The sequence below is a fragment of the Streptomyces phaeofaciens genome, assembly GCF_014648915.1.
Taxonomy (GTDB): Bacteria; Actinomycetota; Actinomycetes; order Streptomycetales; family Streptomycetaceae; genus Streptomyces; species Streptomyces phaeofaciens.
The window spans coordinates 19,705-42,530 of the sequence record NZ_BMSA01000047.1; the positions used below are offsets into that span (position 1 = coordinate 19,705).

18 protein-coding genes and 1 pseudogene are annotated in these 22,826 nt (G+C 71.3%); 9 read left to right on the forward strand and 10 right to left on the reverse strand.

Annotation, left to right across the window (positions count from 1 at the left end):
* The first annotated feature begins 59 nt into the window (after positions 1-59).
* On the forward strand, positions 60-722 hold the full coding sequence (locus tag IE275_RS42500; protein WP_189718057.1) for a DUF5825 family protein: 663 nt from the start codon (positions 60-62) through the stop codon (positions 720-722).
* A gap of 53 nt (positions 723-775) precedes the next feature.
* On the opposite strand, the gene IE275_RS42505 is transcribed toward IE275_RS42500, so the two are convergent.
* Both IE275_RS42505 and IE275_RS42510 read right to left on the reverse strand, forming a co-directional pair.
* A complete protein-coding gene (locus IE275_RS42505) occupies positions 776-1,411 on the reverse strand; it encodes a DJ-1/PfpI family protein (RefSeq protein ID WP_189718058.1) in 636 nt (211 codons plus the stop codon).
* A gap of 23 nt (positions 1,412-1,434) precedes the next feature.
* Entirely contained in the window at positions 1,435-2,406 is a 972-nt protein-coding gene (locus tag IE275_RS42510; protein WP_189718059.1) for a GlxA family transcriptional regulator, read from the reverse strand.
* Positions 2,407-3,130: 724 nt separating this feature from the next.
* Between IE275_RS42510 and IE275_RS42515 the strand changes: the two genes are divergently transcribed.
* Entirely contained in the window at positions 3,131-4,072 is a 942-nt protein-coding gene (locus IE275_RS42515; protein WP_189718060.1) for an oxygenase MpaB family protein, read from the forward strand.
* Positions 4,069-5,574 (forward strand): aldehyde dehydrogenase family protein, encoded by a 1,506-nt coding sequence (locus IE275_RS42520; RefSeq protein WP_189718061.1) that lies wholly within the window; start codon positions 4,069-4,071, stop codon positions 5,572-5,574. The genes IE275_RS42515 and IE275_RS42520 overlap by 4 nt, the downstream gene beginning before the upstream one ends.
* Before the next feature lie 57 nt (positions 5,575-5,631).
* Here IE275_RS42520 and IE275_RS42525 read toward each other — a convergent pair whose 3' ends face one another.
* The gene (locus tag IE275_RS42525) at positions 5,632-6,258 is read right to left on the reverse strand and encodes a TetR/AcrR family transcriptional regulator (RefSeq protein ID WP_189718062.1); all 627 of its coding nucleotides are present in this window, start codon (positions 6,256-6,258) and stop codon (positions 5,632-5,634) included.
* Between the two features lie 127 nt (positions 6,259-6,385).
* Here IE275_RS42525 and IE275_RS42530 point away from each other — a divergent pair, with 127 nt between their 5' ends.
* Positions 6,386-7,525 carry an acyl-CoA dehydrogenase family protein gene (locus IE275_RS42530; RefSeq protein ID WP_189718063.1) on the forward strand — a complete coding sequence of 380 codons (1,140 nt, stop codon included), beginning with the start codon at positions 6,386-6,388 and terminating at the stop codon, positions 7,523-7,525.
* Between the two features lie 97 nt (positions 7,526-7,622).
* Here IE275_RS42530 and IE275_RS42535 read toward each other — a convergent pair whose 3' ends face one another.
* From IE275_RS42535 to IE275_RS42560, 6 genes are all read right to left on the reverse strand, one after another.
* On the reverse strand, positions 7,623-9,458 hold the full coding sequence (locus IE275_RS42535) for an AMP-dependent synthetase/ligase (RefSeq protein WP_189718064.1): 1,836 nt from the start codon (positions 9,456-9,458) through the stop codon (positions 7,623-7,625).
* A 189-nt stretch (positions 9,459-9,647) separates the two neighbouring features.
* Complete coding sequence (locus tag IE275_RS42540) at positions 9,648-11,858, reverse strand: 3-hydroxyacyl-CoA dehydrogenase NAD-binding domain-containing protein (RefSeq protein ID WP_189718065.1); 2,211 nt, start codon at positions 11,856-11,858, stop codon at positions 9,648-9,650.
* 55 nt (positions 11,859-11,913) lie between these two features.
* On the reverse strand, positions 11,914-13,128 hold the full coding sequence (locus IE275_RS42545) for an acetyl-CoA C-acetyltransferase (RefSeq protein ID WP_189718066.1): 1,215 nt from the start codon (positions 13,126-13,128) through the stop codon (positions 11,914-11,916).
* Between the two features lie 77 nt (positions 13,129-13,205).
* Positions 13,206-14,354: an acyl-CoA dehydrogenase family protein gene (locus tag IE275_RS42550; RefSeq protein WP_373299389.1), complete on the reverse strand. Its 1,149-nt coding sequence runs from the start codon at positions 14,352-14,354 to the stop codon at positions 13,206-13,208.
* Positions 14,351-15,376, reverse strand: coding sequence for an LLM class F420-dependent oxidoreductase (locus IE275_RS42555; RefSeq protein WP_189718067.1), 1,026 nt, complete (start codon positions 15,374-15,376; stop codon positions 14,351-14,353). The genes IE275_RS42550 and IE275_RS42555 overlap by 4 nt, the downstream gene beginning before the upstream one ends.
* Complete coding sequence (locus IE275_RS42560; RefSeq protein ID WP_189718068.1) at positions 15,376-16,530, reverse strand: CaiB/BaiF CoA transferase family protein; 1,155 nt, start codon at positions 16,528-16,530, stop codon at positions 15,376-15,378. The genes IE275_RS42555 and IE275_RS42560 overlap by 1 nt, the downstream gene beginning before the upstream one ends.
* Positions 16,531-16,789: 259 nt before the next feature.
* On the opposite strand from IE275_RS42560, the gene IE275_RS42565 reads away from it, so the two are divergent.
* The 4 genes from IE275_RS42565 (at position 16,790) to IE275_RS42580 (ending at position 20,564) form a co-directional block, all read left to right on the forward strand.
* Positions 16,790-17,557, forward strand: coding sequence for a TetR/AcrR family transcriptional regulator (locus IE275_RS42565; protein WP_229871243.1), 768 nt, complete (start codon positions 16,790-16,792; stop codon positions 17,555-17,557).
* Positions 17,558-17,629: 72 nt separating this feature from the next.
* Positions 17,630-18,139, forward strand: a complete 510-nt coding sequence (locus tag IE275_RS42570) for a DUF4334 domain-containing protein (RefSeq protein WP_189718069.1) — start codon at positions 17,630-17,632, stop codon at positions 18,137-18,139.
* The gene (locus tag IE275_RS42575; protein ID WP_189718070.1) at positions 18,136-19,227 is read left to right on the forward strand and encodes an NAD(P)-dependent alcohol dehydrogenase; all 1,092 of its coding nucleotides are present in this window, start codon (positions 18,136-18,138) and stop codon (positions 19,225-19,227) included. Before IE275_RS42570 ends, IE275_RS42575 begins: the two co-directional genes overlap by 4 nt.
* Before the next feature lie 140 nt (positions 19,228-19,367).
* Positions 19,368-20,564, forward strand: coding sequence for a TetR/AcrR family transcriptional regulator (locus tag IE275_RS42580; RefSeq protein ID WP_189718071.1), 1,197 nt, complete (start codon positions 19,368-19,370; stop codon positions 20,562-20,564).
* Between the two features lie 132 nt (positions 20,565-20,696).
* On the opposite strand, the gene IE275_RS42585 is transcribed toward IE275_RS42580, so the two are convergent.
* Entirely contained in the window at positions 20,697-21,896 is a 1,200-nt protein-coding gene (locus IE275_RS42585; protein WP_189718072.1) for an oxygenase MpaB family protein, read from the reverse strand.
* A 709-nt stretch (positions 21,897-22,605) separates the two neighbouring features.
* Between IE275_RS42585 and IE275_RS42590 the strand changes: the two are divergent.
* Positions 22,606-22,826 (forward strand): annotated as a pseudogene (locus IE275_RS42590) (lytic transglycosylase domain-containing protein); the annotation flags it as partial.

Below are 22,826 nucleotides of genomic sequence, written 5' to 3' on the forward strand. Positions count from 1 at the left end.
GTCTCCCCACCTCCCGGCCGCCCTGTTCCCCGAACGGACGAAGGACCGAAGGACCGCATATGACAGCCACCACCGCATCGGACCTCGCGATACGCGCCTGGCGCGACCTCGACCCGCAAGCCCGGCACCTGCCGGGCATGTCGCTGGGTTCCCTCCCGGTGACCGCGCAGACCCACGAGGTCGACCGCCTCTGGGACCTGGGCGTGCGCCACGCCGAACTCGACGCGACCGTCGACCTGTCCACCGACGATCCCGCGAGCCATCGCGAGGCCGTCGACCGGCTGTGCCTGGTCCGCGACCTCACCGCACGCGCCGTCTCCGTCGACTGGGACCTTCGTCTCTCGCCCCGGGACTCCGCTCACCAGTGGAAGGTGTTGTCCCACCTCCAGCCGCCCCGCACCCTCACCGGCCTCGAAGACGCCGAGGAGGTACTGCACGCATGGCGGACCCGCCACTACCTGTGCAAGCTGGTCTGGCGCCAGGGGCCGGGCTTCATCCAGATCCGTGACCGCCGCTGGGGGGATCTGCGCCGCTTCACCGCCGTCGAACCCCACTACCGGGAGGCCATCGCCCTTCTCGGCCCCGGTGCGCACCACGCCGACGTACCCGTCGACGTACTGGAGGAGTTCACGAGCGAGCACCTGATCCTGCGCGTCGGTGAGCTGGCGTGGTGGCTGCCCTACCGGGTCTCCCGCTGGCTCCAGGAGGCCATGGCCGTGTGAGGCGGGCGGCCCTCGCTCCCGCTCGTGCGCCCGATGCCGGGCACTGGAGGGGACTACTGAAGGATGTGCCGGCTCCCGGCGCGGAGCTTGTCGACGATCGCGGTGGGAGCCTTCTGCGGCGAACCCGCGTCGTACGGCGGCCGGGGGTCGTACTCGGTCCCCAGCTGGACGGCCTGCGCGTGCGCGTCACCGGCGACGGTGCCGACCAGGGTGAGGGCCATGTCGATGCCGGCGGAGACGCCCGCCGCGGTGATGAACTTGCCGTCCGTGACGACGCGTTCGCCGGTCGGCTCGGCGCCGAACCGGGCAAGGCCGTCGAGGGCCAGCCAATGCGAGGTGGCGCGGCGGCCTTTGAGCAGTCCGGCCGCCGCCAGCAGCAGCGAGCCCGTACACACGGAAGTCGTCCAGGTACTGGCCGCATCGGCGGTGCGCAGCCAGTCGAGCAGCGCCCCGTTCTCCATCTGGCCGGACTGACCCGGACCGCCGGGCACCACCAGGATGTCAGGGGCCGGCACCTCCTCGAATCCCTTGTCCGCGACAAGCGCGAGGTCGCCGCGGTCGTTGCGTACCGGACCCGGTCGTTGGGCGACGAAGACGGTCTCGGCGTCAGGAATGCGGCAGAGCATCTCGTACGGGCCGACCGCGTCCAGTGCGGTGAATCGGTCGAAGAGGACAATCGCGATCTGCATGGTCTGCCTTTCAACGGGTGTGTTCAGCGGGTGGGTTCAGCGCATGAGTACGGGCGGAAACGACGGCGGTATTCGGCCGGAGCGGTGCCCAGGGCCTTCACGAAGGCGCGGCGCATCGCCTCCGGTGTGCCGTAGCCGCAGGCGCGGGAGATCTGCTCCACACCATCGGCCGAGTCTTCGAGGAGTCGCCGGGCGTGTTCGAGGCGCACGCGCTCGACATACCGGCCCGGTGTCGTCCCGGTCTCCCCCTGGAAGGCGCGGGCGAAGTGCCGAGGGGAGAGGCCGGCGCGCTCCGCGAGGCGCTCGACGGACAGATCCGCGTCCGGGTGCTCGGTGATCCACTGCTGGACGTCGCGCAGCGGCTCACGTCGGGCGGTCTGGGCGGCGAGTTGGGCGCTGAACTGGGCCTGATTGCCCGGGCGTCTGAGGAACACGACGAGATGGCGGGCAACGGTGAGGGCGGTGTCCCTGCCGTGGTCCTCCTCCACCAGGGCGAGCGCGAGATCGATGCCCGAGGTGACTCCGGCGGAGGTGGCGACATGTCCGTCGCGTACGAAAATCGGATCCGGATCGACGTTCACGGCCGGGTACTTGGCGGCCAGGTGGTCGCAGAGCGACCAGTGGGTCGTCGCGCGACGGCCGTCGAGCAGTCCGGCCTCGGCCAGCAGCAGCGCGCCGCTGCACACGGACACGACGCGCTCGGCGTGCCGTCCGTGCTCTCGCAGCCAGTCGATCAGACGAGGGTCGGGGCAGCGGGTGCCCTCGCCACCCGGGACGAGCAGGGTGTGCGGTGTCCCCGCTTCGGGCAGTGCGCGATCCGGGACGAGGGTCAGGCCGCTCGAGGTACGGACCGGAGCACCGTCGAGCGAGGTGGTGAGGATCTCGTAGGGCTCTCCACTGTGGCGCCCCGCCCCCGTGAACACCTCCAAGGGGCCGGTCACATCAAGACTCTGGACGTCGTCGAAGACGACGATCAGCACGGATCGCTGCGTCATGCCTTCATCCTTCGTGTCGGTCACGACGGCCGCAATGACGACTACCCCACTCTTTCTGCCATCGCGGGCCTGCCGGGATACGGCGTCAGATCACCGCCGGGTGCCGGAATTCGAGGGCCGGCCCGCTCGACGACGAGCCGCCGGCCGTTCGGGTCGGCTCATCGGCTCTCGCCGACCGCTCGGAGTTCGGCGTCGGCCTGCCCGGTCCATACGTGGGCACCGGACTGGTCGCACCCCATGACGGCACGGCGCAGTTGGGTGCGTGCTTCCACGGGACGGCGTCGGCGCCGCAGCCACATCCCGTACGCAAGAGGCGGCAGTGTCACGCGGCGAGGGCGCGTCGTGAATCGGCTGGCGGGCAGGGCGCAGCCCTCCTTCGTTTCGGCGGGAGTATTGACGCTTCCTGATACAAGTCAATAGTTTCAGTATCATCGGCTCACAGAGTCGTGCTCCCCAGGGAACCCAGCACAGCCGGGCCGGCCACCCGCACGGCACCGTGCGGCCGCAGCACCCGGATCGCACCCGGCTCACCTGCGACATCGTCATCCCGACCCGAACGTCAGCACTTCGCGGATCTGCCCCTGCACCGACACCGTGGCCACCTCCTGCCGATCGCCAGGCGCCTTCCGACGCCGGAGGTGACCACGGTGAGGCCGTCCACGTCGCCGGCATGACCGCTCACTCCGTGGGCGGGTGGCCGCGATTCCGACAGGAGGGATCACCCATGGGCCGCTACAGCCGGCTGCGCCGCATCCAGAAGATGGATCCGCAGCGGGACTTCGAGCAGATCTACCGGTGGATCATCCATTACGAGTTCCCCCGCGACTACCTCCATGGGACGTCGATCGCGTTCCTGCGCGACTACGGCGTCCCGCGCATCTCCCGACTCCTGGACCGCACCCAGGAGTTCGAACGCGCCGGCCAGAAGCGGTACGACGACACGGTGCTGATCACGTACGAGATGGTCAGCGAGGGGATGGACTCGGAGCACGGCCGGGCGGCCGCCCGCCACCTGAACCGCATACACGACCGCTACCGGATCCCCAACGAGGACTTCCTCTACGTCCTGGCCACCACGGTGGTGGGGCCGAAGCGGTGGATCGACCGGTTCGGCTGGCGGCGTCTGTCCGAGCAGGAGAGCGAGAGTCTGGCGCTGGTGGGCCACCGGATGGGCGAGATGATGGGCATTTCCGGCGCGCCCGAAACCTACGCCGCGTTCGAGCGACTGCACGACGACTACGAGCGGGAGATGTTCGCCTACGACCCCGCCAACCGCAGGGTCGCCGCGGCCACCCTGCGGATCCTGGCCTCCTGGTATCCGGCCCCGGCACGGCGGCTGGCGTCCAGGGTCTCGCTCGCCGTCCTGGACGAACCGCTGCTGAAGGCGCTCGGCTTCCGCCCGGAGCCGCGCTGGCTGCGGACCGCCGTCCACCGCATGTTCCGCGCCCGGGCGGCGCTGATCCGGCTGCTGCCGGGGCGACCGGAGCGGTTCCCGCGCAGGCCCAAGGCGCGCACCTACCCGTTCGGCTGGACCCTGGACGACCTGGGTCCGCACTGGGCGCACTCCCGTCCGCCGGCCCCGCTCCAGGACGAGGCGCCGCCGGAAGGGGCTCCCGTTCCGGCGCGGTCGCCCGTCCCCCGTACTCCGCGTGAGGAGACCCGATGACCGACACCACCCCTGCCGCCGCACCGCACGCCGCGACCTTCACCACGTACTCCCCCGCGACCGGCGCGCCGATCGCCGAACACCCGGTGAACGGGCCGGAAGGGGTCGCGCGCGCCGTGGCCCGGGCCAGGATCGCCCAGGCCGGCTGGGCGGCACTGTCCGCGTCCCGGCGCCGTGACCATCTGCTGCGCTGGAAGAAGGCGCTCGCCACCGACCTGGACGCCGTGGCCCGCACCATCGCCGAGGAGACCGGCAAGCCGGCCGGTGACGCCGCGCTGGAGGTCGTCCTCACGTTGGAGCACCTGGGCTGGGCCGCCCGCAACGCCGGGCGCGTGCTGCGCCGGCGGAAGGTGGGCACGGGACTGTTCACCGTCCACCAGCGGGCCTCGCTGGTGCACCGGCCGCTGGGCGTGGTCGGGGTCATCGGCCCCTGGAACTACCCCCTGTACACCCCGATGGGCTCCATCGGCTACGCCTTGGCCGCGGGGAACGCCGTGGTGTTCAAGCCGTCCGAGCTGACCCCGGGCGTCGGGGTGCTGCTGGCCGAACTGTTCGACGCCGCCGTTCCCGGGCATGCCGGGCTGCTCACCACCGTCACCGGCGCGGCGTCCACCGGGGACGCCCTGGCCCGGTCCGGGGTCGACAAGCTGGCGTTCACCGGTTCGCCGGGGACGGCCCGCAAGGTGATGGCGGTGTGCGCCGAGACGCTGACACCGTTCCTCGCGGAGTGCGGCGGGAAGGACGCGGTGATCGTCACCGCGGACGCGGACCTGGACGCGGCCGCCGACGCGATCGTGTGGGGCGCGCTGAGCAACGCGGGGCAGACCTGTGCGGGGGTGGAGCGGGTCTACGCGGTGCGTGAGATCCACGCGGCGCTGTGCGCACGGGTGGTCGAACGGGCCGAGGCGTTGCGGCCGGGTGCCGAGGCGGACGCCTCCTACGGCCCGATGACCCTGCCGGGCCAGGTCACGGTCGTCGAGCGGCATGTGACCGGTGCGGTCTCGGCGGGCGCGCGGGCCCTGCTGGGCGGGCCCGAGTCGGTTCGCGCCCCGTACGTCACGCCGGTCGTGCTGGCCGGCGTTCCGGAGGACGCGGCGGCGATGGCGGAGGAGACGTTCGGGCCGGTCGTGGCGATCAACCCGGTGGCCGACGTGGACGAGGCGGTGGAGCGGGCCAACGCCTCCCGTTACGCGTTGGGGGCCGCGGTGTTCTGCCGCAACGGGCGTGCCGGTGCGGTGATCGCGGCGCGACTGCGCGCGGGGGCGGTGTCGGTGAACTCGGTGCTGGGCTTCGCGGCGGTTCCGGCGCTGCCGTTCGGCGGTTCGCGGGACTCCGGCTTCGGACGGATCCACGGTGCGGAAGGGCTGCGTGCCTTCGCCTCCGTGCAGTCGACGACGGTGCAGCGGTTCGACCCGCCGATCGCGCTGACCTCCTTCGAGGTTTCGGCCGCCACGCGGGAGCGCGCGGTGCGATGGGCGCGGGCGCTGCACCGGCGCCGCTGAACGGCCGGGCGGCGCGCCGCAGGCCGGACGGACCGTTCGAGGGGACCGTCCGGCCGGTCAGGCGTCCAGCAGTGGGGCCAGATAGCGGCGGGCGAAGGCCCGGGCCTGGTCCTCGTCCTCCATCTCGATGCAGCTGGCGGGGTTCAGCAGGAAGGACACGGCGACCCGCACCATCAGCTCGGCAACCGGACGAAGGTCCTCGTCGGGACGGCCCTCGGCCTGTTGCGCGCGGCGCAGATGGGCCGTCAGGTACTCGACGGTGGCGGACAGCGACGAACTGCCGTGCACGGTCAGGTAGGGCAGCACCACCTCGGGTTCGAGGCGCAGCAGGCCGCCGAAGAGCGGATGGGCGCGGGTGTGGCGCAGGGCGACCACGAAGCCCTCGACGACCCGCTCCTTCATGGTCGGCAGCGCCGCCACCGCCGAGTCCAGCCGCTGGAAGAAGCGGCTGAGCTCGCGCAGCAGGGTGCTCTCGACCAGGTTGTCCTTGGTCTGGAAGCGCCGGTAGACGGTGACGCGGGAGACGCCGGCCCGCTTGGCGACGTCGTCCACGGAGGAGCGGCGCAGGCCCAGGAGGGTGAATTGCTCCAGTGCCGCGTCGAGGATCCGCGACGCCACGCGGTCCTCCGGCTCCGGCTGGACGAGGGCCCGGGCGAGCCACGAGTCGTTCGGGTCAGTTCTCATGGTGGCCCTCACGATACCCGGAGAACACCTTCACAGAGGCACTGAAACAATTATCGTGTCTTTGTAACCCACCGCGGGCCGGAACCTGACCGAGCCGCCGACCGGCAACCTGATCACGGAGGACCTGATGGGCAGTCGTCTCACCGAAGAACAGGCCGATTTCGTCGCGACCGTCCGCGATTTCGCCAAACGGGAGTGCGGTACCCGGGAGCAGCGCGACGCGCTGACCGCGGGCGGCCGCGAGGCCCACAGCCCCACGCTGTACGGCAGGCTCGCCGACCTGGGCTGGCTCGGTGTGTGCCTGTCCGAGGAGTACGGCGGCTCCGACGGCGGGCTGGCCGACGCCTGCCTGTTCCTGGAGGAGACCTCGTACGGGATGGTTCCGTGCGGGGGCTTCGTCACCACCGTCATCACCGCCAAGGCGTACGAGCGGTTCGGCACCGATCGGCAGCGGCGGGAGGTGCTGCCCGGCGTCGTGGGCGGCGACGTCCTGGCCATCGCCATGTCGGAGCCGGGCGCCGGGTCGGACGTCGGCGCGCTGCGCTGCCGGGCCCGGCGGGCCCCCGACGGCGGCTGGCTGGTCGACGGCCAGAAGACCTGGATCTCCAACGCGCACCATGCGAAGAGCATTCTGCTGGTGGCCCGCACCGGTGAGGACAAGCACGGCGGGCTCACCATGTTCCATCTGCCCGCCGGCACCCCCGGTGTGGAGATCCGGGGCATCGAGACCATGGGCGGCCGGGAGGTCAACGATGTCTTCCTCACCGGCGTCCGGCTTCCCGCGGATGCCGTGGTCGGGGAAGTCGACGGCGGCTGGCGGCAGTTGATGGCAGGGCTGAACTACGAACGGCTCTTCCTGGCCGCGAACATGCTGGGCCTGGCGCGCCGCGCGTTCGACGACGCCGTCGCCTACGTCCGTGAGCGCGAGCAGTTCGGGCGGCCCGTCGGCTCCTTCCAGGCGTTGCGGCACCGGATCGCCGATCTCGCCACCGAGATCGAGTGCACCCGGCTGCTGGTGCGCGAGGTGGCGCTCGACTGCGACGCGCAGCCGGACCGGCTGTTCCCGCGCGAGGCGTCCATGGCCAAGCTGAAGGCCACCGAGATCGCCAAGCGGGCCGCCCTGGAGGGCATGCAGATGATGGGCGGCTACGGCTACACCACGGAGTTCGACATGGAGCGCCACCTGCGGGCCGCCGTCGTCTCCACGGTCTACGGCGGGACCAGCGAGATCCAGCGGGACGTCATCGGGAAGACCTACGGTCTGTGAGACGGCCCCACGCGGCGGCCGCCCACCCCCGGGAAGGAGTTGGCGGCCGCCGTTCGTGTGCGGGAGGCCCGAGGCGCGGAAGGAGTGCGGCCCCGGGTCAGTCCCGGTAGAGCTCGGACAGCTCTACGGCGTACTTGTCCCGGATGACCCGACGCCGCATCTTCAGCGACGGTGTCAGCTCGCCGGTCGCCGGCCCCCACTCCCGCGCCAGCAGCTCGTACCGTTTGACCTGCTCGGTGCGGTTGAGCCGGGAGTTGGCGGCGGCCACCGCGCGCTCCACCTCCGCCCGGACGGCGGGGTGTGCCACCAGGCCGGGCAGTCCCCCGGCCGCCGCGAGGCCGTTGGCCGCGGCCCAGGCGGGCGCCGCCTCCGCGTCGAGCACCAGCAGGGCGACCAGGTAGGAACGGTTGTCGCCGTGCACCATCGCCTGGCCGATCAGCGGGTGTTCCTTGAGCGCGTTCTCCACCAGGGCCGGAGAGACGTTCTTGCCGGTGGAGGTGATGATCATCTCCTTCTTCCGGTCGGTGAGCCAGAGGTAGCCGTCCTGGTCGATCCGGCCGATGTCCCCGGTGGCCAGCCAGCCGTCGGCGTCCAGGGCGGACCGCACCGAGCCGTCCGGCTGCAGATAGCCGGTGAAGACGGACGAGCCCCGCACCAGGATCTCGCCGTCCTCGGCGATACGGATCTCCACGGACTCCACCGGGCGTCCCACCGAGCCGAGCCGGAAGCCGGTCTTCGGGCTGTTGCCGGTGGCCACGCCGGTGGTCTCGGTCAGCCCCCACGCGTCCATGATCACGATGCCGAACCCGGCCCAGAACCGCACCACGTCGACCGGCATCGGCGCCGAAGCGCTGGCCGACCAGGTCACCCGGTCCAGCCCGCCCGCGGCCAGCAAGGGCAGCAGCACGTCCTCGCGTGCGCGGACGTAGCGCTCCTCCAGCCCGACGGGCACGGTTTCGCCCCGCTCGCGGTACCCGACGTGCTCACGGGCGACCTCGAACGCCTGGTCGATGACCACCCGCTGCTCGGCCGGCATCAGCGAGAGGACGGCCCGCACGGCGGCGGACAGTTTCTCCCAGATCCTCGGCACTCCGAAGAACTGCGCGGGGCGCACCTTGCGCATCACCTCGCCGACCCGCGTGGGGTCGGCGCAGAGATGGACGTGCGAGGCCCGGTGACAGGGCAGGTAGATGCCCAGCATCCGCTCGGCGATGTGGGCGAAGGGCAGGTAGCAGATGTGCGCGACGTGCGGCGGCAGCTCCACCACGGCGTCCAGTGCCAGGGCGTTGGACATCACCTCGCGATGGGTGAGGACGACGCCCTTGGGCTCGCCGGTGGTGCCTGAGGTGTAGACGACGGTCAGTGGGTCCTCGGGGCGGGCGGTGTCCAGTTCCTTGGCGAACTGCTCCGGCACCGGTTCGCGGAACAGGGCGGAGTACGGGACGTGACCGTCCCCCGCTCCCGCTTCGGCCACCACCAGCCGCTCCAGCGGCGTGTCGGCGTCGGCCAGCAGCGGCTTCCACACCGCCACCTGGGCCGCGCCCTCCACGACGGCGAGGCGGGCCCGGCAGTTGCGGGCGATGTGGGTGATCTGCTCGGGAGCCGCGGTGCCGTAGACACTGACCGGGATCGCACCCAGGCGGACCAGTGCCAGGTCCGACAGCCAGTGCTCGGGCCGGTTGGACATCATCACCAGTACGTGGTCGCCGCGGCCGACGCCGAGGGCCCTGTAGCCGGCGGCGAGGCTCCGCGTGTGCTCGTGGATCTCCGCCCAGCCGAGCGTCGTCCATTCGCCGTCCGCGTCCGCCGACTGCCAGGAGAGGCCGGGGAGTCGGGGGTACCGGCGGGCGTTTCGGGCCAGCAGTTGTGGCAGGGTCCGGTCGGCCGGGTCGTCGGGCAGGTCGCCGGTGGTGCTGCGGGGTGCCGGTGTCATCGGAGCCTCCGTACGGGGTCGGTGGGAACGTCTGGGAGACCGGGGCGGTGGGAAGCCCCCGCGGGCGTGCCCGGTGGAGGTGGGGTGGACCGCCCAGGGGTCCGGGCCCCGGCGACGGACTGCCCTGCCCACGAAACCGGCGGGTGCGCGGGAGGCGCCGACTCGGGCCGGGGCGGGCCCTCGCGGCGGTCAGGAGCCGGTGAAGGTCTCGCCCCGCTCGGCCTTGCGCAGCAGCAGCTCGGGCGGGGCGAAGCGCGCGCCGTGCTTCCCGGCCAGTTCACGCGCACGGGCCACGAAACCGGGCAGCCCGCCCTCGTAGCCGTTGATGTACTGCAACACGCCGCCCGTCCAGGGCGGGAAGCCGATACCGAGCAGCGAGCCGATGTTGGCGTCCGCCACCGAGACGAGCACGCCCTCCTCCAGGCAGCGCGCCGAGTCCAGCGCCTCGACGAAGAGCATCCGCTCCATCATCTCGGTCAGGTCGGCGGGCTGCTTCGCGGGATCCGTGAAGTGCTCGCGCAGCCCCGGCCAGAGCCCGGCGCGCCTGCCGTCGGCGTAGTCGTAGAAGCCCGCGCCGCCGGACCGTCCGGGGCGGCCGAATTCGTCGATCATGCGGTCCACCACCGCGTCCGCGGGGTGCGGCTCCCAGGTGCGGCCCGCGGCCTCGACCGCGCGGCGGGTCTCCTCGCGGATCTTGCGCGGGAGGGTGAGGGTGAGCTCGTCCATCAGGCTGAGGACCTTGGCCGGGTAGCCGGCCTGGGCGGCGGCCTGTTCGACGGAGGCCGGTTCGATGCCCTCGCCGACCATGGCGACGCCCTCGTCGATGAAGCGGCCGATGACACGGGAGGTGAAGAAGCCGCGCGAGTCGTTGACCACGATCGGCGTCCTGCGGAGCTGCCGCACCAGATCGAAGGCCCGCGCCAGCGCCTCGTCGCCCGTCTTCTCACCTTTGACGATCTCCACCAGCGGCATCTTGTCGACCGGCGAGAAGAAGTGCAGACCGATGAAGTCCTGCGGCCGTTCCACCCCCTCCGCGAGGACGGTGATGGGCAGAGTGGAGGTGTTCGAGCACAGCAGGGGGTACCGCCGGCCGGAGTCCGGAGGAGCCTCCGGGGCGACAACCTCCTGTATCTCCAGGAACACCTTGCGCTTGACGTCCGGGTCCTCGAAGACGGCCTCGATCACCACCTCGCAGCCGGCCAGGTCCTGGACGTCGGCGGTCGGGGTGATACGGGCCAGCAGGGCGTCCGCCGTCTCCTGCGTCGAGTCGCCGCGCGAGACGGCCTTGGCACACAGCTTCTCGGAGTAGGCCCTGCCCTGCGCCGCCTCGTCCGCGGAGACGTCCTTGAGCACGACATCGATGCCCGCCTCGGCGCAGGAGTGGGCGATCCCGGCGCCCATCATGCCCGCGCCGACCACGCCCACCCTGGTCACCTTGCGCGGCTCGACGCCCTTCGGGCGGCCGGCGCCGGAGTTGACCGCCTGCAAGTCGAAAAAGAAGGCCTGGATCATGTTCTTGGTGATCTGCCCGGTGACCAGTTCCGTCAGGTACCCGGCCTCCACCACGAAGGCCGTGTCCACGTCGACCTGGGAACTCTCCACGGCCGCCGCGAGGATGTTGTGCGCGGCCGGGTGCGGGGCGCCGCCCGTCCTGCGCTTCAGCGTCGCGGTGAGAGCGGCGAATTGCGCGGCCGACTCCGGGTTCGAGGTCGAGCCGCCGGGGATGCGGTACCCGGGGGCGTCCCAGGGCTGTGCGGACCGCGGATGCGCTTCGACGAACGCTCGTGCTCCGGCGAGGAGTCGGGCCGGGTCGGCGGCGATCTCGTCGACCAGGCCGGCCTCCAGGGCGCGCGCCGGTCCGTACCGGGTGCCCTCCAGGAGGACCTTCCGCAGGGCGTCCGCCACACCGAACATGCGGACCGTGCGGGTCACTCCACCGCCGCCGGGCAGCAGGCCCAGGGTGACTTCGGGCAGGCCCACGCGAGCGTCCGGGCTGTCCAGCATCACCCGGTGGTGGCAGGCCAGAGCGATCTCGTAACCGCCGCCCAGTGCCGCGCCGTTGATCGCGGCGACCACCGGCTTGCCCAGCGTCTCCAGGACGCGCAGTGACCGCTTGACGCGCATCCCGGCATCGAAGGAGAGACCGGCGGTCTCGGGAGTGACGGAGATCAGATCGCGCAGGTCGCCGCCGGCGAAGAAGCTCTTCTTCGCGGAGGTGACGATGACACCCCGGACGGTGTCACGGCATTCGGCCAGCCGCGCCACGACCGCGTCCAGCGAATCGATGAACGCGGCGTTCATGGTGTTGGCGGTCTGGTCCGGGTCGTCGAGGACGAGGGTGACGATGTGGTCGTCGGACTCTTCCCAGCGGATGGTGGAAGGTCCCGCGGTGGTGTCCATGGCTGTTGTCTCTCGTGAGGGTGAACGGCTGTGGGAGGGGGACGGGGCGGGGCGGTCAGAGGCGCTCGACGACCGTGGCGACGCCCATGCCTCCGCCGACGCACAGGGTGGCCAGCCCGTACCGCAGGTCGCGGCGCTCCAGTTCGTCCACGAGGGTGCCGAGGATCATCGCGCCGGTGGCCCCGAGGGGGTGCCCCATGGCGATGGCGCCTCCGTTGACGTTGACCCTGTCCAGGCTCAGCCCCATGTCCTTGACGTAGCGCAGGACGACGGCGGCGAAAGCCTCGTTGATCTCGACCAGGTCGATGTCCTCGACGGTCAGGCCGGCCCTGGCGAGCGCCTTGCGGGAGGCGGGTGCGGGCCCGGTCAGCATGATGGTGGGATCTGCCCCGGAGACCGCGGCGGCGGCGATCCGGGCACGCGGGGTCAGGCCGTGTCGCCTGCCGACCTCCTCGTTGCCGATGGCGACCAGGGCGGCGCCGTCGACGATGCCGGAGGAGTTGCCCGCGTGGTGGACGTGGTCGATCTTCTCCACCCAGTGGTACTTCTGGAGTGCCACCGCGTCGAAGCCGGCCAGTTCGCCGGGCCGGGCGAAGGAGGGCTTGAGCACGGCCAGGCTCTCGGCCGTCGTGCCGGGCCTGATGTGCTCGTCCCGGTCCAGGACCGGCAGCCCGTTGCGGTCCCGCACGGGAACGACGGAGCGGTCGAAGTGCCCGTCCTTCCATGCGGCGGCCGCACGCTCCTGGGAGAGCGCCGCGTAGGAGTCCACGTCATACCGGGAGAAGCCCTCCAGAGTGGCGATCAGGTCGGCGCCGATGCCCTGCGGGACGAATCCGGTGACGTGACTGGTACGCGGGTCCAGTGACCAGGCGCCGCCGTCACTGCCCATCGCCACACGTGACATGGACTCCACGCCGCCCGCCAGGACCAGGTCCTCCCAGCCCGAACGGACCTTCGCCGCCGCCAGGTTGACGGCTTCCAGTCCGGACGCACAGAAGCGGTTCTCCTGCACGCCCGCCACCGTCTCCGGCAGACGCGCGAGGACCGCGGCGGTGCGGGCGATGTCCGCGCCCTGGTCGCCCACCGGACTGACCACCCCGAGCACGATGTCGTCGATCGCCGCCGGATCGAGGTCCGGGAAGCGGCGCAGGGTCTCGTGGATCAGGCCGACGACCAGGTCGATCGGCTTGGTGCCGTGCAGGGATCCGTCGGCCTTGCCGCGGCCGCGCGGGGTGCGGATCGCGTCGTACACATACGCTTCGGTGCTCACCTTGGGTGCCTTCCGGGTCGGGTCTGAAGCAAGCCGCGAACGCGACACATGGGGTGGCGAGGAGAGCCGGCCGACGCTCAGCCGAGCAGCGAACGCCCGACGATCTCCTTCATGATCTCGGTGGTGCCGCCGTAGATGGTCTGGATACGGCTGTCGACGAACGCTCGCGCCACCCGGAACTCGCTCATGTAGCCGTATCCGCCGTGCAGTTGCAGACAGCGGTCGACGATCCGCTTCTGGAGTTCGGTGGTCCACCACTTGGCCATCGAGGCGTGCGCGGCGTCGAGTCGGCCCTGACCGTGCTCGGCGACGCAGCGGTCCACGAAGGTTCGGGTGACCGCGGTCTCGGTGGCCATCTCGGCGATCTCGAAACGGATGTGCTGGAGCTCGGCCAGCGGTCTCCCGAACGCCTCGCGCTCCTTCACGTACCGCGTGGTGACGTCCAGGATCTCCTCGGCCGCGGCGGCGGCCCCGACCGCGATGGCCAGCCGCTCCTGGGCGAGGTTGCCCATGAGGTAGGCGAACGCCCGGTTCTCCTCGCCCAGCAGGTTCTCCTTGGGGACGCGCACGTCGTCGAAGAACAACTCGGCGGTGTCCTGGGCCTTCTGGCCGATCTTGTCGAGGTTGCGGCCGCGTTCGAAGCCCTCCGTGCCGCGCTCCACGACAAGCAGGCTCTGCCCGCCACTGCCGCCCTCGGGGGTGGTGCGGGCGACCACGACGACGAGGTCGGCGAGGATGCCGTTGGAGATGAAGGTCTTCGCGCCGTTGAGCAGGTAGTGGTCGCCCTGATCGGTGGCGGTGGTGCGGATGCCCTGCAAGTCGGAGCCGGCTCCGGGTTCCGTCATGGCGATGGCGGTGACGATGTCTCCGGAGGTGAAACCGGGCAGCCAGCGACGCTTCTGCTCCTCGTCGGCGAGCCGGGTCAGGTAGGGGCCGACGATGTCGTTGTGCAGGCTCAGGGCCAGCCCGGAGACTCCGGCGCGGGCGAACTCCTCGATGAGGACGGCGCTGTACCGGAAGTCGCCGGTCCCGCCGCCGCCGTACTCCTCGCCGACGGCCATGCCCAGCAGGCCTTGGCGGCCCGCCGAGCGCCATACCTGGCGGTCGACGACACCGTTCTTCTCCCAGCGTTCGTGGTGCGGGGCCACCTCCTTGGTGAGGAAGGTCCGCACGGTCTCGCGGAAGGCCTCGTGGTCGGGGCCGTAGAGGTTGCGTTCCAAGGTCACAGCCAGCTCCTGACGTGCTCGATCAGCCGGGCGGGATCGGGACCGACGGGGGTGACGTCGAGCATGGTCACGCCCGCCTCGCGGAAGGCCTCGACGCGGTCGCGGACATGGCCCGCGGGGCCGGCCAGGCAGAGCCGCTCCAGCAGTTCGGCCGGTACGGCCGCCTCCGCGTCCTTCTTGCGGCCCGCGAGGTAGTGCTCCTCGATCGCGGCCGCGGCGGATCCGTAGCCGTAGGAGCAGACCAGGTCGTGGTAGAAGTTGCGGCCGGGCGCGCCCATGCCGCCGACGTAGAGGGCGACGGTGGGGCGCATCAGGTCACGGACGGCCTCGGCGTCGTCGCCGATGGCCAGCAGGCCGCCCGCGACGACCGAGAGCGGGCCGAGCCCGGGATCGCGCGCGGCACCGCCCTCGGCCAAGGACCGGCCCCAGACCTCGGCGGCGTGCTCGGGAACGTAGAGGAAGGGCAGCCATCCGTCGGCGATCTCGGCGGCCATCCGGACGTTCGCCGGGCCCAGCGCCGCGACATAGACAGGGATGGTGTCGCGGACCGGGTGGTTCAGCAGCTTCAGCGGCTTGCCGAGGGTGCCTCCCTTCTCGGGGGGCAGGGGCAGGTCGACGATGCCGTGGTGCTCGATCACCTCGCGCCGCCAGATCCGCCGGGACAGTTCGATCACCTCGCGGGTGCGGCCCAGCGGGCGGTCGTAGCGGCGGCCGTGCCAGCCCTCGACGACCTGCGGCCCAAAGGCGCCGACACCGAGGATCGCGCGTCCCCCGGTAAGGGCGTCGAGGCCGGCCGCGGTCTGGGCGATGAGCGCGGGGGTGCGCGAGTAGACGTTGAGGATGGCGGAGCCGATCCGCATCCGCTCGGTCTTCGCGGCGAGGTATCCCATGACCGTCGGGGAGTCGAAGCCGTACGCCTCGGCCACCCAGACGGCGTCGAGGCCAGCGGACTCCAGGGCTGCGGCCCGGTCCGCGGCGGCGCGCGGATCGCCGGCGTACGCCAGGGGTGAGGACAGTTCCATCAGCGGGAGTCCTTCAGCAGTTCGGGCACTTCCCAGTCACGGGCCACGTCGAAGGTGTGCGCGCCGGGGACGGCCGGGGGCAGGCGGAGGGTGCCGGGGGTGTCGGAGAAACGGGGTGCGGGTGCGGGCTGGGTGATGCCGTACGCCTCGGTGTAGGTGCCACGTCCGGTCAGGTGCCGGTGGCCGGCCGCCTCACGCAGCGAGAGCACGGGTGCGACGCAGGCGTCGGTGCCTTCGAAGACGGCTGTCCACCGCTCACGGGTGGCGGACTTGAACCGGGCCGTGAACACGGCCCGCAGGGCGGGCCAGTTGCGCGGGTCGGCGCGGTCCGGCAGGCCCGTGCCGTCCAGGCCCAGCAAGGAGACGAAGACCGTGTAGAACTGCGGTTCCAGGGCGCCGACCGCCATCCAGCCGCCGTCGGCCGTCTCGTAGACGCCGTAGTGGGGGCAGCCGCCGTCGAGCAGGTTGCGGCCGCGGGCGTCCTGCCAGGTGCCCTCGGCGAGCATGCCCCAGAACAGGGCGGTGAGATGTGCGGTGCCGTCCACGATCGCGGCGTCCACCACCTGCCCGCGGCCGGTCGCGCGGGCGGTGAGCAGCGCGGCGAGGACGCCGGTGGCCAGATAGAGGGAGCCGCCCGCGTAGTCGCCGAGCAGGTTGACGGGGAAGACGGGCTGCCCGTCCGGGGCGCCGATCATGGACAGGGCGCCGGCGGTGGCGATGTAGCCGATGTCGTGTCCGGCCCGGGAGGCGAGGGGACCCCGCTGGCCCCAGCCGGTCATCCGGCCGTACACCAGGGCTGGGTTGACGGCCATGCACTCCTCGGGGCCGACGCCGAGCCGCTCCATGACACCGGGCCGGTATCCCTCGACCAGGATGTCGGCGCGCGCCGCCAACGCCCGCACCGTTTCCGGTCCTTCGGGGGACTTGAGATCGACCAGGACGGAGCGCTTGTTGCGGTTCGTCACGTCGCGGGCGGGATCGCCGCCGAGCGGCGAGGCGCCGGGGCGGTCCACGCGCACCACGTCGGCGCCCAGGTCGGCGAGCAGCATGGCGGCGAACGGACCCGGGCCGATCCCCGCCAGTTCGATCACTTTCACGCCGTCCAGCGGGCCCGCCACCTGACGGCCGGGAGGGCCGGTGGAGCAGTGGCTCATGGGTTCCTCTCTCGGTGCGAGGCGGGCTCACCGCCGTCAACCGGGGACTTACTGAGCGTTCGCTAAGAACCTAGGAGTGCGATACCGTTCGGTCAACTCCCGCAGCACCAAGAGTTTTTGCGGAAGAACACCAGGGAAGTGACATCAGGTCGGACGGCGGATGCCAGGCTTACTGATCGATCGCTAAGCGTCCGGAAGGAAGGGTGGGGATTCACCGCCGTACGATGCCGGACATCGCCGCTCGTCCCGAGGAGAGTCGTTGAACACCGCGCCGAGCCAGGACGCCACACCCCCGGCGGAGCACTGGCGCTCCTACGGGCCGCTCGCCCTGCACCCGATCCTGATGCACGCCATGGAGGCCTTCAACGAGCAGGGTTACCACGGCACTTCGGTCCGGGACATCGCCGGCCGGGTGGGCGTCACCGTGCCCGCGCTGTACTACCACTACGCCAACAAGCAGGCTCTGCTGACCACGCTCCTCGAGATGTCCATCAAGGACGTCCTGGACCGCTGCCGGACCGCCGCCGGGGAGGCCGGGGACGATCCGCTGGCACGCTTCTGCGGCATGGTCGAGTCGATCGTGCTCTACATGGCCCACCGTCAGCAACTGGCCTTCCTGGACACGGAGATCCGCAGCCTGGAGCCCCAGAACCGGGCGCGCTACGTCGCCCTGCGCGACTACCTCGAGCACATGCTGCTGGACACGGTCGAGGCGGGCTGCGCCCAGGGCGTCTTCACCACGCCGATCCCGGCCGACGCGGTGCGTTCGGTGCTCGTCATGTGCCAGGGCGTCGCCAACTGGTTCCGCGGGGACGGGCCGCTCACCGCGGAGGAGGTCGCCGAACGCCACGTGCTGCTGTGCCTCGGCACCGTGGGCCATCCCGGCGCGGTCACCGGCGACCCTCGACTCCCGTTCCCCCGGCACGCGCCCCTCCGGCCCCCCTCCCCCACACGGAACTCGACCCCCCGGAACTCCACCCCCCAGGACTCCACCCCCCGGGACTCCGCTCCGCGCACCTCCGGTTGACCCACCTCGACGTACCCGCGCCTTCCCGACGTTTCAGTTCACCGTGACAGCACCTACGAGAGGACACCCCGCATGGACGTGCTCGAGGCCCGCGCCCGGTTCCAGGAACTCCGGGAGAGGGACGGCTCGATCGATCCCCTCGAACTCGACGAGATCTGGGCGGCGTTGGAAACCGTCCGCCCCGAACACATCCTCGGTGAGTGGAAGGGCGGCGAGTTCCGCACGGGTCACCCCCTCAACGGCATGCTGGCGAAGGCCGGCTGGTACGGCAAGACGTTCACCACCGTGCACGATGTCAAGCCGCTGATGTGCCGTGACGCCACGGGCGAGCTGTACTCCCACCGCGAACTCGGCAAGGGCGAGGCCAGCCTGTGGACCGTCGAGTTCCGCGGGGAGACGACGGCCACCATGATCTACGACGGCCAGCCGGTCTTCGACCACTTCAAACGGGTGGACGACACCACGCTGATGGGCATCATGAACGCCAAGGGGGTCCCCGCCGAGGGCCCCTTCTACTACTTCTTCCTCGAGCGCGTCCCCGGGGCCCCGCACGAGAGCCCGCGGGCCGGAGAGGACGCGTGAGGCGCGTCCGCGCAGCGGTCGTCGAGGCGCCGGGCGCCCCTTTCACCCTCCAGGACGCACACCTCGAGGACCCGCGGCCGTGCGAGGTGCTGGTGAGGACGACCGCGGTCGGCATCTGCCACACCGACCTGGCGATGCGGGACAACTGGCCCCGCCACCTCACCCCGATGGTCTTCGGCCATGAGGGCGCCGGCCGGATCGAGGCGGTGGGTGCGCAGGTGACCGGCCTCGCGCCGGGAGACCACGTCTGCCTCAGCTTCGCCAGTTGCGGGGCCTGCGAGCAGTGCGCGGCGGGCCACCCGGCCTACTGCCACACGGCGCGGGCCCGGAACCTCTCCGGTGGACGGTACGACGGCACCTCTCCGCTCTCCGCCGACGGCAACCCGCTCCACGCCGGCTTCTTCGGCCAGTCCAGCTTCGCCACACACGCCGTCGTCCACGAACGCGGTGTGGTAAAGGTGCCCTCCGACCTGCCGGCGGCGGTCGCCGCGCCGCTGGGTTGCAGCGGCCAGACGGGCGCGGGCGCCGTACTCAACCGGCTTCGCCCCGAACCGGGCTCCTCGCTGGTCGTCCTGGGTGCGGGCGGGGTCGGCCTGAGCGCGCTGATGGCCGCGGTGGCCGTGGGCTGTGACCCCGTGGTGGCCGTCGACCCCGTCGCCTCCCGCCGTGCCCTGGCCACCGAACTCGGCGCCAAGGCGGCCCTGGCGCCCGAAGACGGTCTGGTGGCGGTGCTGCGCGAGCTCACCGGCGGTGGCGCGCACCACGTCGTCGAGACCACCGGCCGTCCGGAGATGGCCCGCCGGGCCGTCGGCGCACTGCGCCCGCGCGGCGAACTCGCTCTCCTCGGCCTCGGCGGTGACGTGACGTTCGACGTGATGGAACTGCTCGCCAAGGGCGTCCGCGTCCATGGGGTGATCGAGGGAGACTCCGATCCCGGCCACTTCGTCCCCGAGCTGATCGGCCTGCACAGACGTGGCCTCTTCCCGCTCGACCGGCTGGTGACCACCTTCCCGTTCGAGGACATCCGCGCGGCCGTGACGGCCATGGGGAACGGCAGCGTGGTCAAGCCGGTCCTGACCTTTCCCTGACCGGCCGCTCCGCCACCGGAAAACGGTCCGGTCCCTCGACGGGGCAGCGCGGCGCACAGGAAACGATCCTCGCGTCGTGCCCTGTGCGGTCCGCTTCGAGAGAGCCGGACCCCCTGACCGCGTGTGATTGACTGATCTGCATGGCTCCCGCCTCCACGTCGGGCCGTTCGGCCGAGACCGCTCGTCCGGCCGTGGCCACCCGGCCCCGCAACCGCAGGCAGCTCATCATCGACGCGGCCGGGCGGGTCTTCAGCGAACGCGGCTACCACAAGGCGTCCATGGAAGAGGTCGCCGCCGGCGTGGGTATCACCGCGGCCGCTCTGTACCGGCACTTCCCCAACAAGTACGCGCTGTTCGCCGAGTGTGCGCACGTCATGGTGGACGGCCTGGTCGCCGCGCTCGACGAGGTGCCGTCCGGGGCGGCCCTGACGGATGTGCTCACCGCCCTCACCCGGGTCACCGTCGCGCACCGCGCGTCGGGCGGCGTGTACCGGTGGGAGGCCCGGTACCTCAACCGCGAGGACCGCCGACGTCTCGGGGTGAAGTTCGGCCGCCTGGTCGAGCGGGTCGACGAGGCGGTGCAGCGCGAGCACCCACTGCCCGACGAACGTCTGCGGGCCACGGCGGCCCTCGGTGCGATCGGGTCCATCACGATGCACCACACCTCCATCGCCCAGCGCCGGGCCGAGGACCTGCTGCTGGCGTCCGCGCTACGGGTGACCGCGACGGATCCGGCAGCGGCCCTGCCGGGCGCGCACCCCGTCGAGTTGCCCGCCCGGCCGGTGCCGCGCACCCGGCGCGCGGAGATCCTCGCGGCCTCCGTCCCGCTGTTCGCCCGGGACGGCTTCGTCAACGTCACGAACGGACAGATCGCGGAGGCACTGGGGCTGACCCCGTCCGCGCTCTACCGTCACTATCCCGGCAAGGTCGACATCCTGTCGGCGGCGTGCCTCCAGGCCGCGGGGCTGTTGGCCCAGGGTGTGGAACGGAGCCTGCACGAGGTGGCCGTCCCGCACGACGCCGTCGTCGCGCTGGCGGAGACGTACGTGGCCTACTGCTTCGAGTACACGGAGCTGAACAGCGTCGCCGAGGCCGAGGTCGTCGGCTTGCCGGCCGACCTGCGGCGGCCCTTGGTCCTCGCGCAGCGGGAACACATCGCCGTCTGGGAGCAGCAGTTGCGGCTGGCCCGTCCGGAACTGGACCCACGTCAGGCGCGGGTGCTGGTGCACGCGGGGTTCGGCGTGGTGGTCGAGGCGGGACGCAGACTGCGGTGGCAGGACAGCCCTGACCATCGCGGAGCCGTGACCGCTCTGGTCGTGGGCGCTCTGGGGCTCTGAAGGCCCGACGAAACCCGGCGGCGACGTGACGCCGCCCGCGCCGTGGAGCGCCCTCGCGCGAGAGTCGCTCCGTGATGCCCGCCCCCGGCCCGGCTGCCGCGGGGCGGGCGGAGGTGGAACCGGATCGAGGGTTCAGCCCGCCCTGTTTCCGGTGGGGATCGTGATGGGGGTGGTGGTCCCGGAGGAACCCTTGTTGAGGAAGAGCATGGCCAGGGCGCGCACGAACTGGTCGAACATGTAGAAGGTGCCGGGCATGACGGGCGACAGCCCCTCACGGAACAGGATGAACGCCGGCCATGCGGTGCGGACCAGGGCCGCCGACGCGTAGTCGCGTTTCAGGCCCAGCCAGTCGCCGACCTCGTCGCTGAGGACGTAGCGCACGAACTCGTTCAGGAACCCGCGCGTGACGCCGAGGTCGATCTGCGCGGTCAGGCCGAGCAGTTCCTCGGCCAGGGCGATGCCCTCGGTCGACGGGGTGAGGATGGGGGCGAGCACCTGCGCCGACTGCTTCTCGGCGGCCGCCCACGTCTGGGGGATGTGCTCGTCCGGCACACCGAGCAGGTGAACGGCGACCTGCCACGAGTGCAGGAACGCCTCCTGGTCCGCGGCCGGGAACGGGATCTTCCAGTCGAGCAGCTTCCGGTAGACGTAGGTGCCCAGGCTGTGGAAGGTGACCAGGATGTCGGCGGCGCTGATCGGGACGGTCTCGTCGGCGACCGCCCGCCAGTGCGGTGACTGCGGCAGCAGGTGACGCACCGCGGCGTGCACCACACGCGTCTTGTTGGCGGTGACGACGAATTGCCCCGTCGATTCAAAGGCTCCTCGCTGGGACAGGTCGTAGCCGAACGTGAACGTCTTGGCCGCGCGGTCCTGCATGTCGGCGCCACCCGCGGACCAGTAGACGCTCTTGGCCTCCCGCGGAATCACGGTGCTCATGATTCCGCTGCCGAGGCCGTACAGCATGAAGAGGTACGTGTCCCTGCGCCGGTTGAAGTCCGCGGCGCGGGCCAGCTTCGCGGGGTCGGCCCAGCTGGGCAGCCGGTTGACCTGTCCCAGGTATGCGGCGAATTCGGACGGCAGGCCGCTGGGCAACACGTCGTTGTTGTTCACCCACGACGCCCATGCGGTGTTGATCGTCGGCACGTGTCCGTTGTCGAGCATCGAAGCCATCAGAGGGTCCGCCGCGTCGTCCCAGATCCACTCCGGGCCGGTCCCCGCGGCGGCTCCGGTCACCGACCCCGTCGACGCCCTCGCCTGGGCGGATCCCGTCACGCCCACGAGACCGAGTGCGACACCGAGCGACAGAGCCCGTCGCCTGCTGAGGTTTTCCATTGACTTACCTGCTTCCCTGATAGGACCAGACGGTGCCAGGTGCCTGCGCAGACTTGCCAGTTGAGTGACCAATGCGTGCGGAATTTCGTCGCACGGATGTGATTCTGGATTAACATAGCGAGGTGCGTTGCTGTCGGCAATGGTCGTAACCGAGGGGCCCGTCACCGGCGAGCCGGACGACGAAGCAGGGCGGGCCGGCGCCCTGTGGCGCCGGCCAGGAACAGCGGGCGGCAGCGACCGTCGACGCTTACATGAAGTTTTCCCATGAACCCGCTCCGTGAGCAGGCCGGGCCCGTGGTGGAGGCCGCGGTCACATTCGACGCGCCCGCAGGGTGAGATCGCGTGCGCGCTGCGCGACATGACTCTCCCCGACCGGTGAAGCACCGCACATGACCCACCTCACCTACTACCCACCCTCGTAGGGCATATCGGACGCCATGCCCATGCCATAACCACCCCTGACCTGCACATTGAGAGCCAGCTCACACAGACCGCCCGGTTCGCGAATACGACCACAACTAGCAAAAGGGGTCTTTGCGGACGCCGTCCCGGGCTGCTTGTCTGGATGACGTCGCACGGCGCCGACGAGCCCCCCGGGCCCCGGCGCCGAGGCATGCAGCCACCCACCGCACACCACGCGGCGCGGCCACGCACCGCGTGACTTCCGCATGCAAGCGACCGCAACCGTCCCCGACGAAAAGGGTTAGCCGTGACCGTCTCGATCATCCGCCGCATCGCCAGCCCGAAGAAGGCCGTCACCGCCGTCGCCCTGGCCGCCGCCTCCGCCGGCATCGCCATGACCGCCGCCCCCGCCCACGCGGCGACCACGTCGTCCGCCTCCCAGGCCCAGGCCATCGCGCACAAGATGATCCCCAACGCCGCCCAGTACAAGGCCTTCGCCAACATCGTCAAGCACGAGAGCGGCTGGAA

What these genes read in the sequence shown, in the direction of transcription:
- IE275_RS42500 (WP_189718057.1), top strand. Translation starts at nt 60, where the DNA reads ATGACAGCCACCACCGCATCGGACCTCGCGATACGCGCCTGGCGCGAC.
- IE275_RS42505 (WP_189718058.1), bottom strand. Translation starts at nt 1,411, where the DNA reads ATGCAGATCGCGATTGTCCTCTTCGACCGATTCACCGCACTGGACGCG.
- IE275_RS42510 (WP_189718059.1), bottom strand. Translation starts at nt 2,406, where the DNA reads ATGACGCAGCGATCCGTGCTGATCGTCGTCTTCGACGACGTCCAGAGT.
- IE275_RS42515 (WP_189718060.1), top strand. Translation starts at nt 3,131, where the DNA reads ATGGGCCGCTACAGCCGGCTGCGCCGCATCCAGAAGATGGATCCGCAG.
- IE275_RS42520 (WP_189718061.1), top strand. Translation starts at nt 4,069, where the DNA reads ATGACCGACACCACCCCTGCCGCCGCACCGCACGCCGCGACCTTCACC.
- IE275_RS42525 (WP_189718062.1), bottom strand. Translation starts at nt 6,258, where the DNA reads ATGAGAACTGACCCGAACGACTCGTGGCTCGCCCGGGCCCTCGTCCAG.
- IE275_RS42530 (WP_189718063.1), top strand. Translation starts at nt 6,386, where the DNA reads ATGGGCAGTCGTCTCACCGAAGAACAGGCCGATTTCGTCGCGACCGTC.
- IE275_RS42535 (WP_189718064.1), bottom strand. Translation starts at nt 9,458, where the DNA reads ATGACACCGGCACCCCGCAGCACCACCGGCGACCTGCCCGACGACCCG.
- IE275_RS42540 (WP_189718065.1), bottom strand. Translation starts at nt 11,858, where the DNA reads ATGGACACCACCGCGGGACCTTCCACCATCCGCTGGGAAGAGTCCGAC.
- IE275_RS42555 (WP_189718067.1), bottom strand. Translation starts at nt 15,376, where the DNA reads ATGGAACTGTCCTCACCCCTGGCGTACGCCGGCGATCCGCGCGCCGCC.
- IE275_RS42560 (WP_189718068.1), bottom strand. Translation starts at nt 16,530, where the DNA reads ATGAGCCACTGCTCCACCGGCCCTCCCGGCCGTCAGGTGGCGGGCCCG.
- IE275_RS42570 (WP_189718069.1), top strand. Translation starts at nt 17,630, where the DNA reads ATGGACGTGCTCGAGGCCCGCGCCCGGTTCCAGGAACTCCGGGAGAGG.
- IE275_RS42580 (WP_189718071.1), top strand. Translation starts at nt 19,368, where the DNA reads ATGGCTCCCGCCTCCACGTCGGGCCGTTCGGCCGAGACCGCTCGTCCG.
- IE275_RS42585 (WP_189718072.1), bottom strand. Translation starts at nt 21,896, where the DNA reads ATGGAAAACCTCAGCAGGCGACGGGCTCTGTCGCTCGGTGTCGCACTC.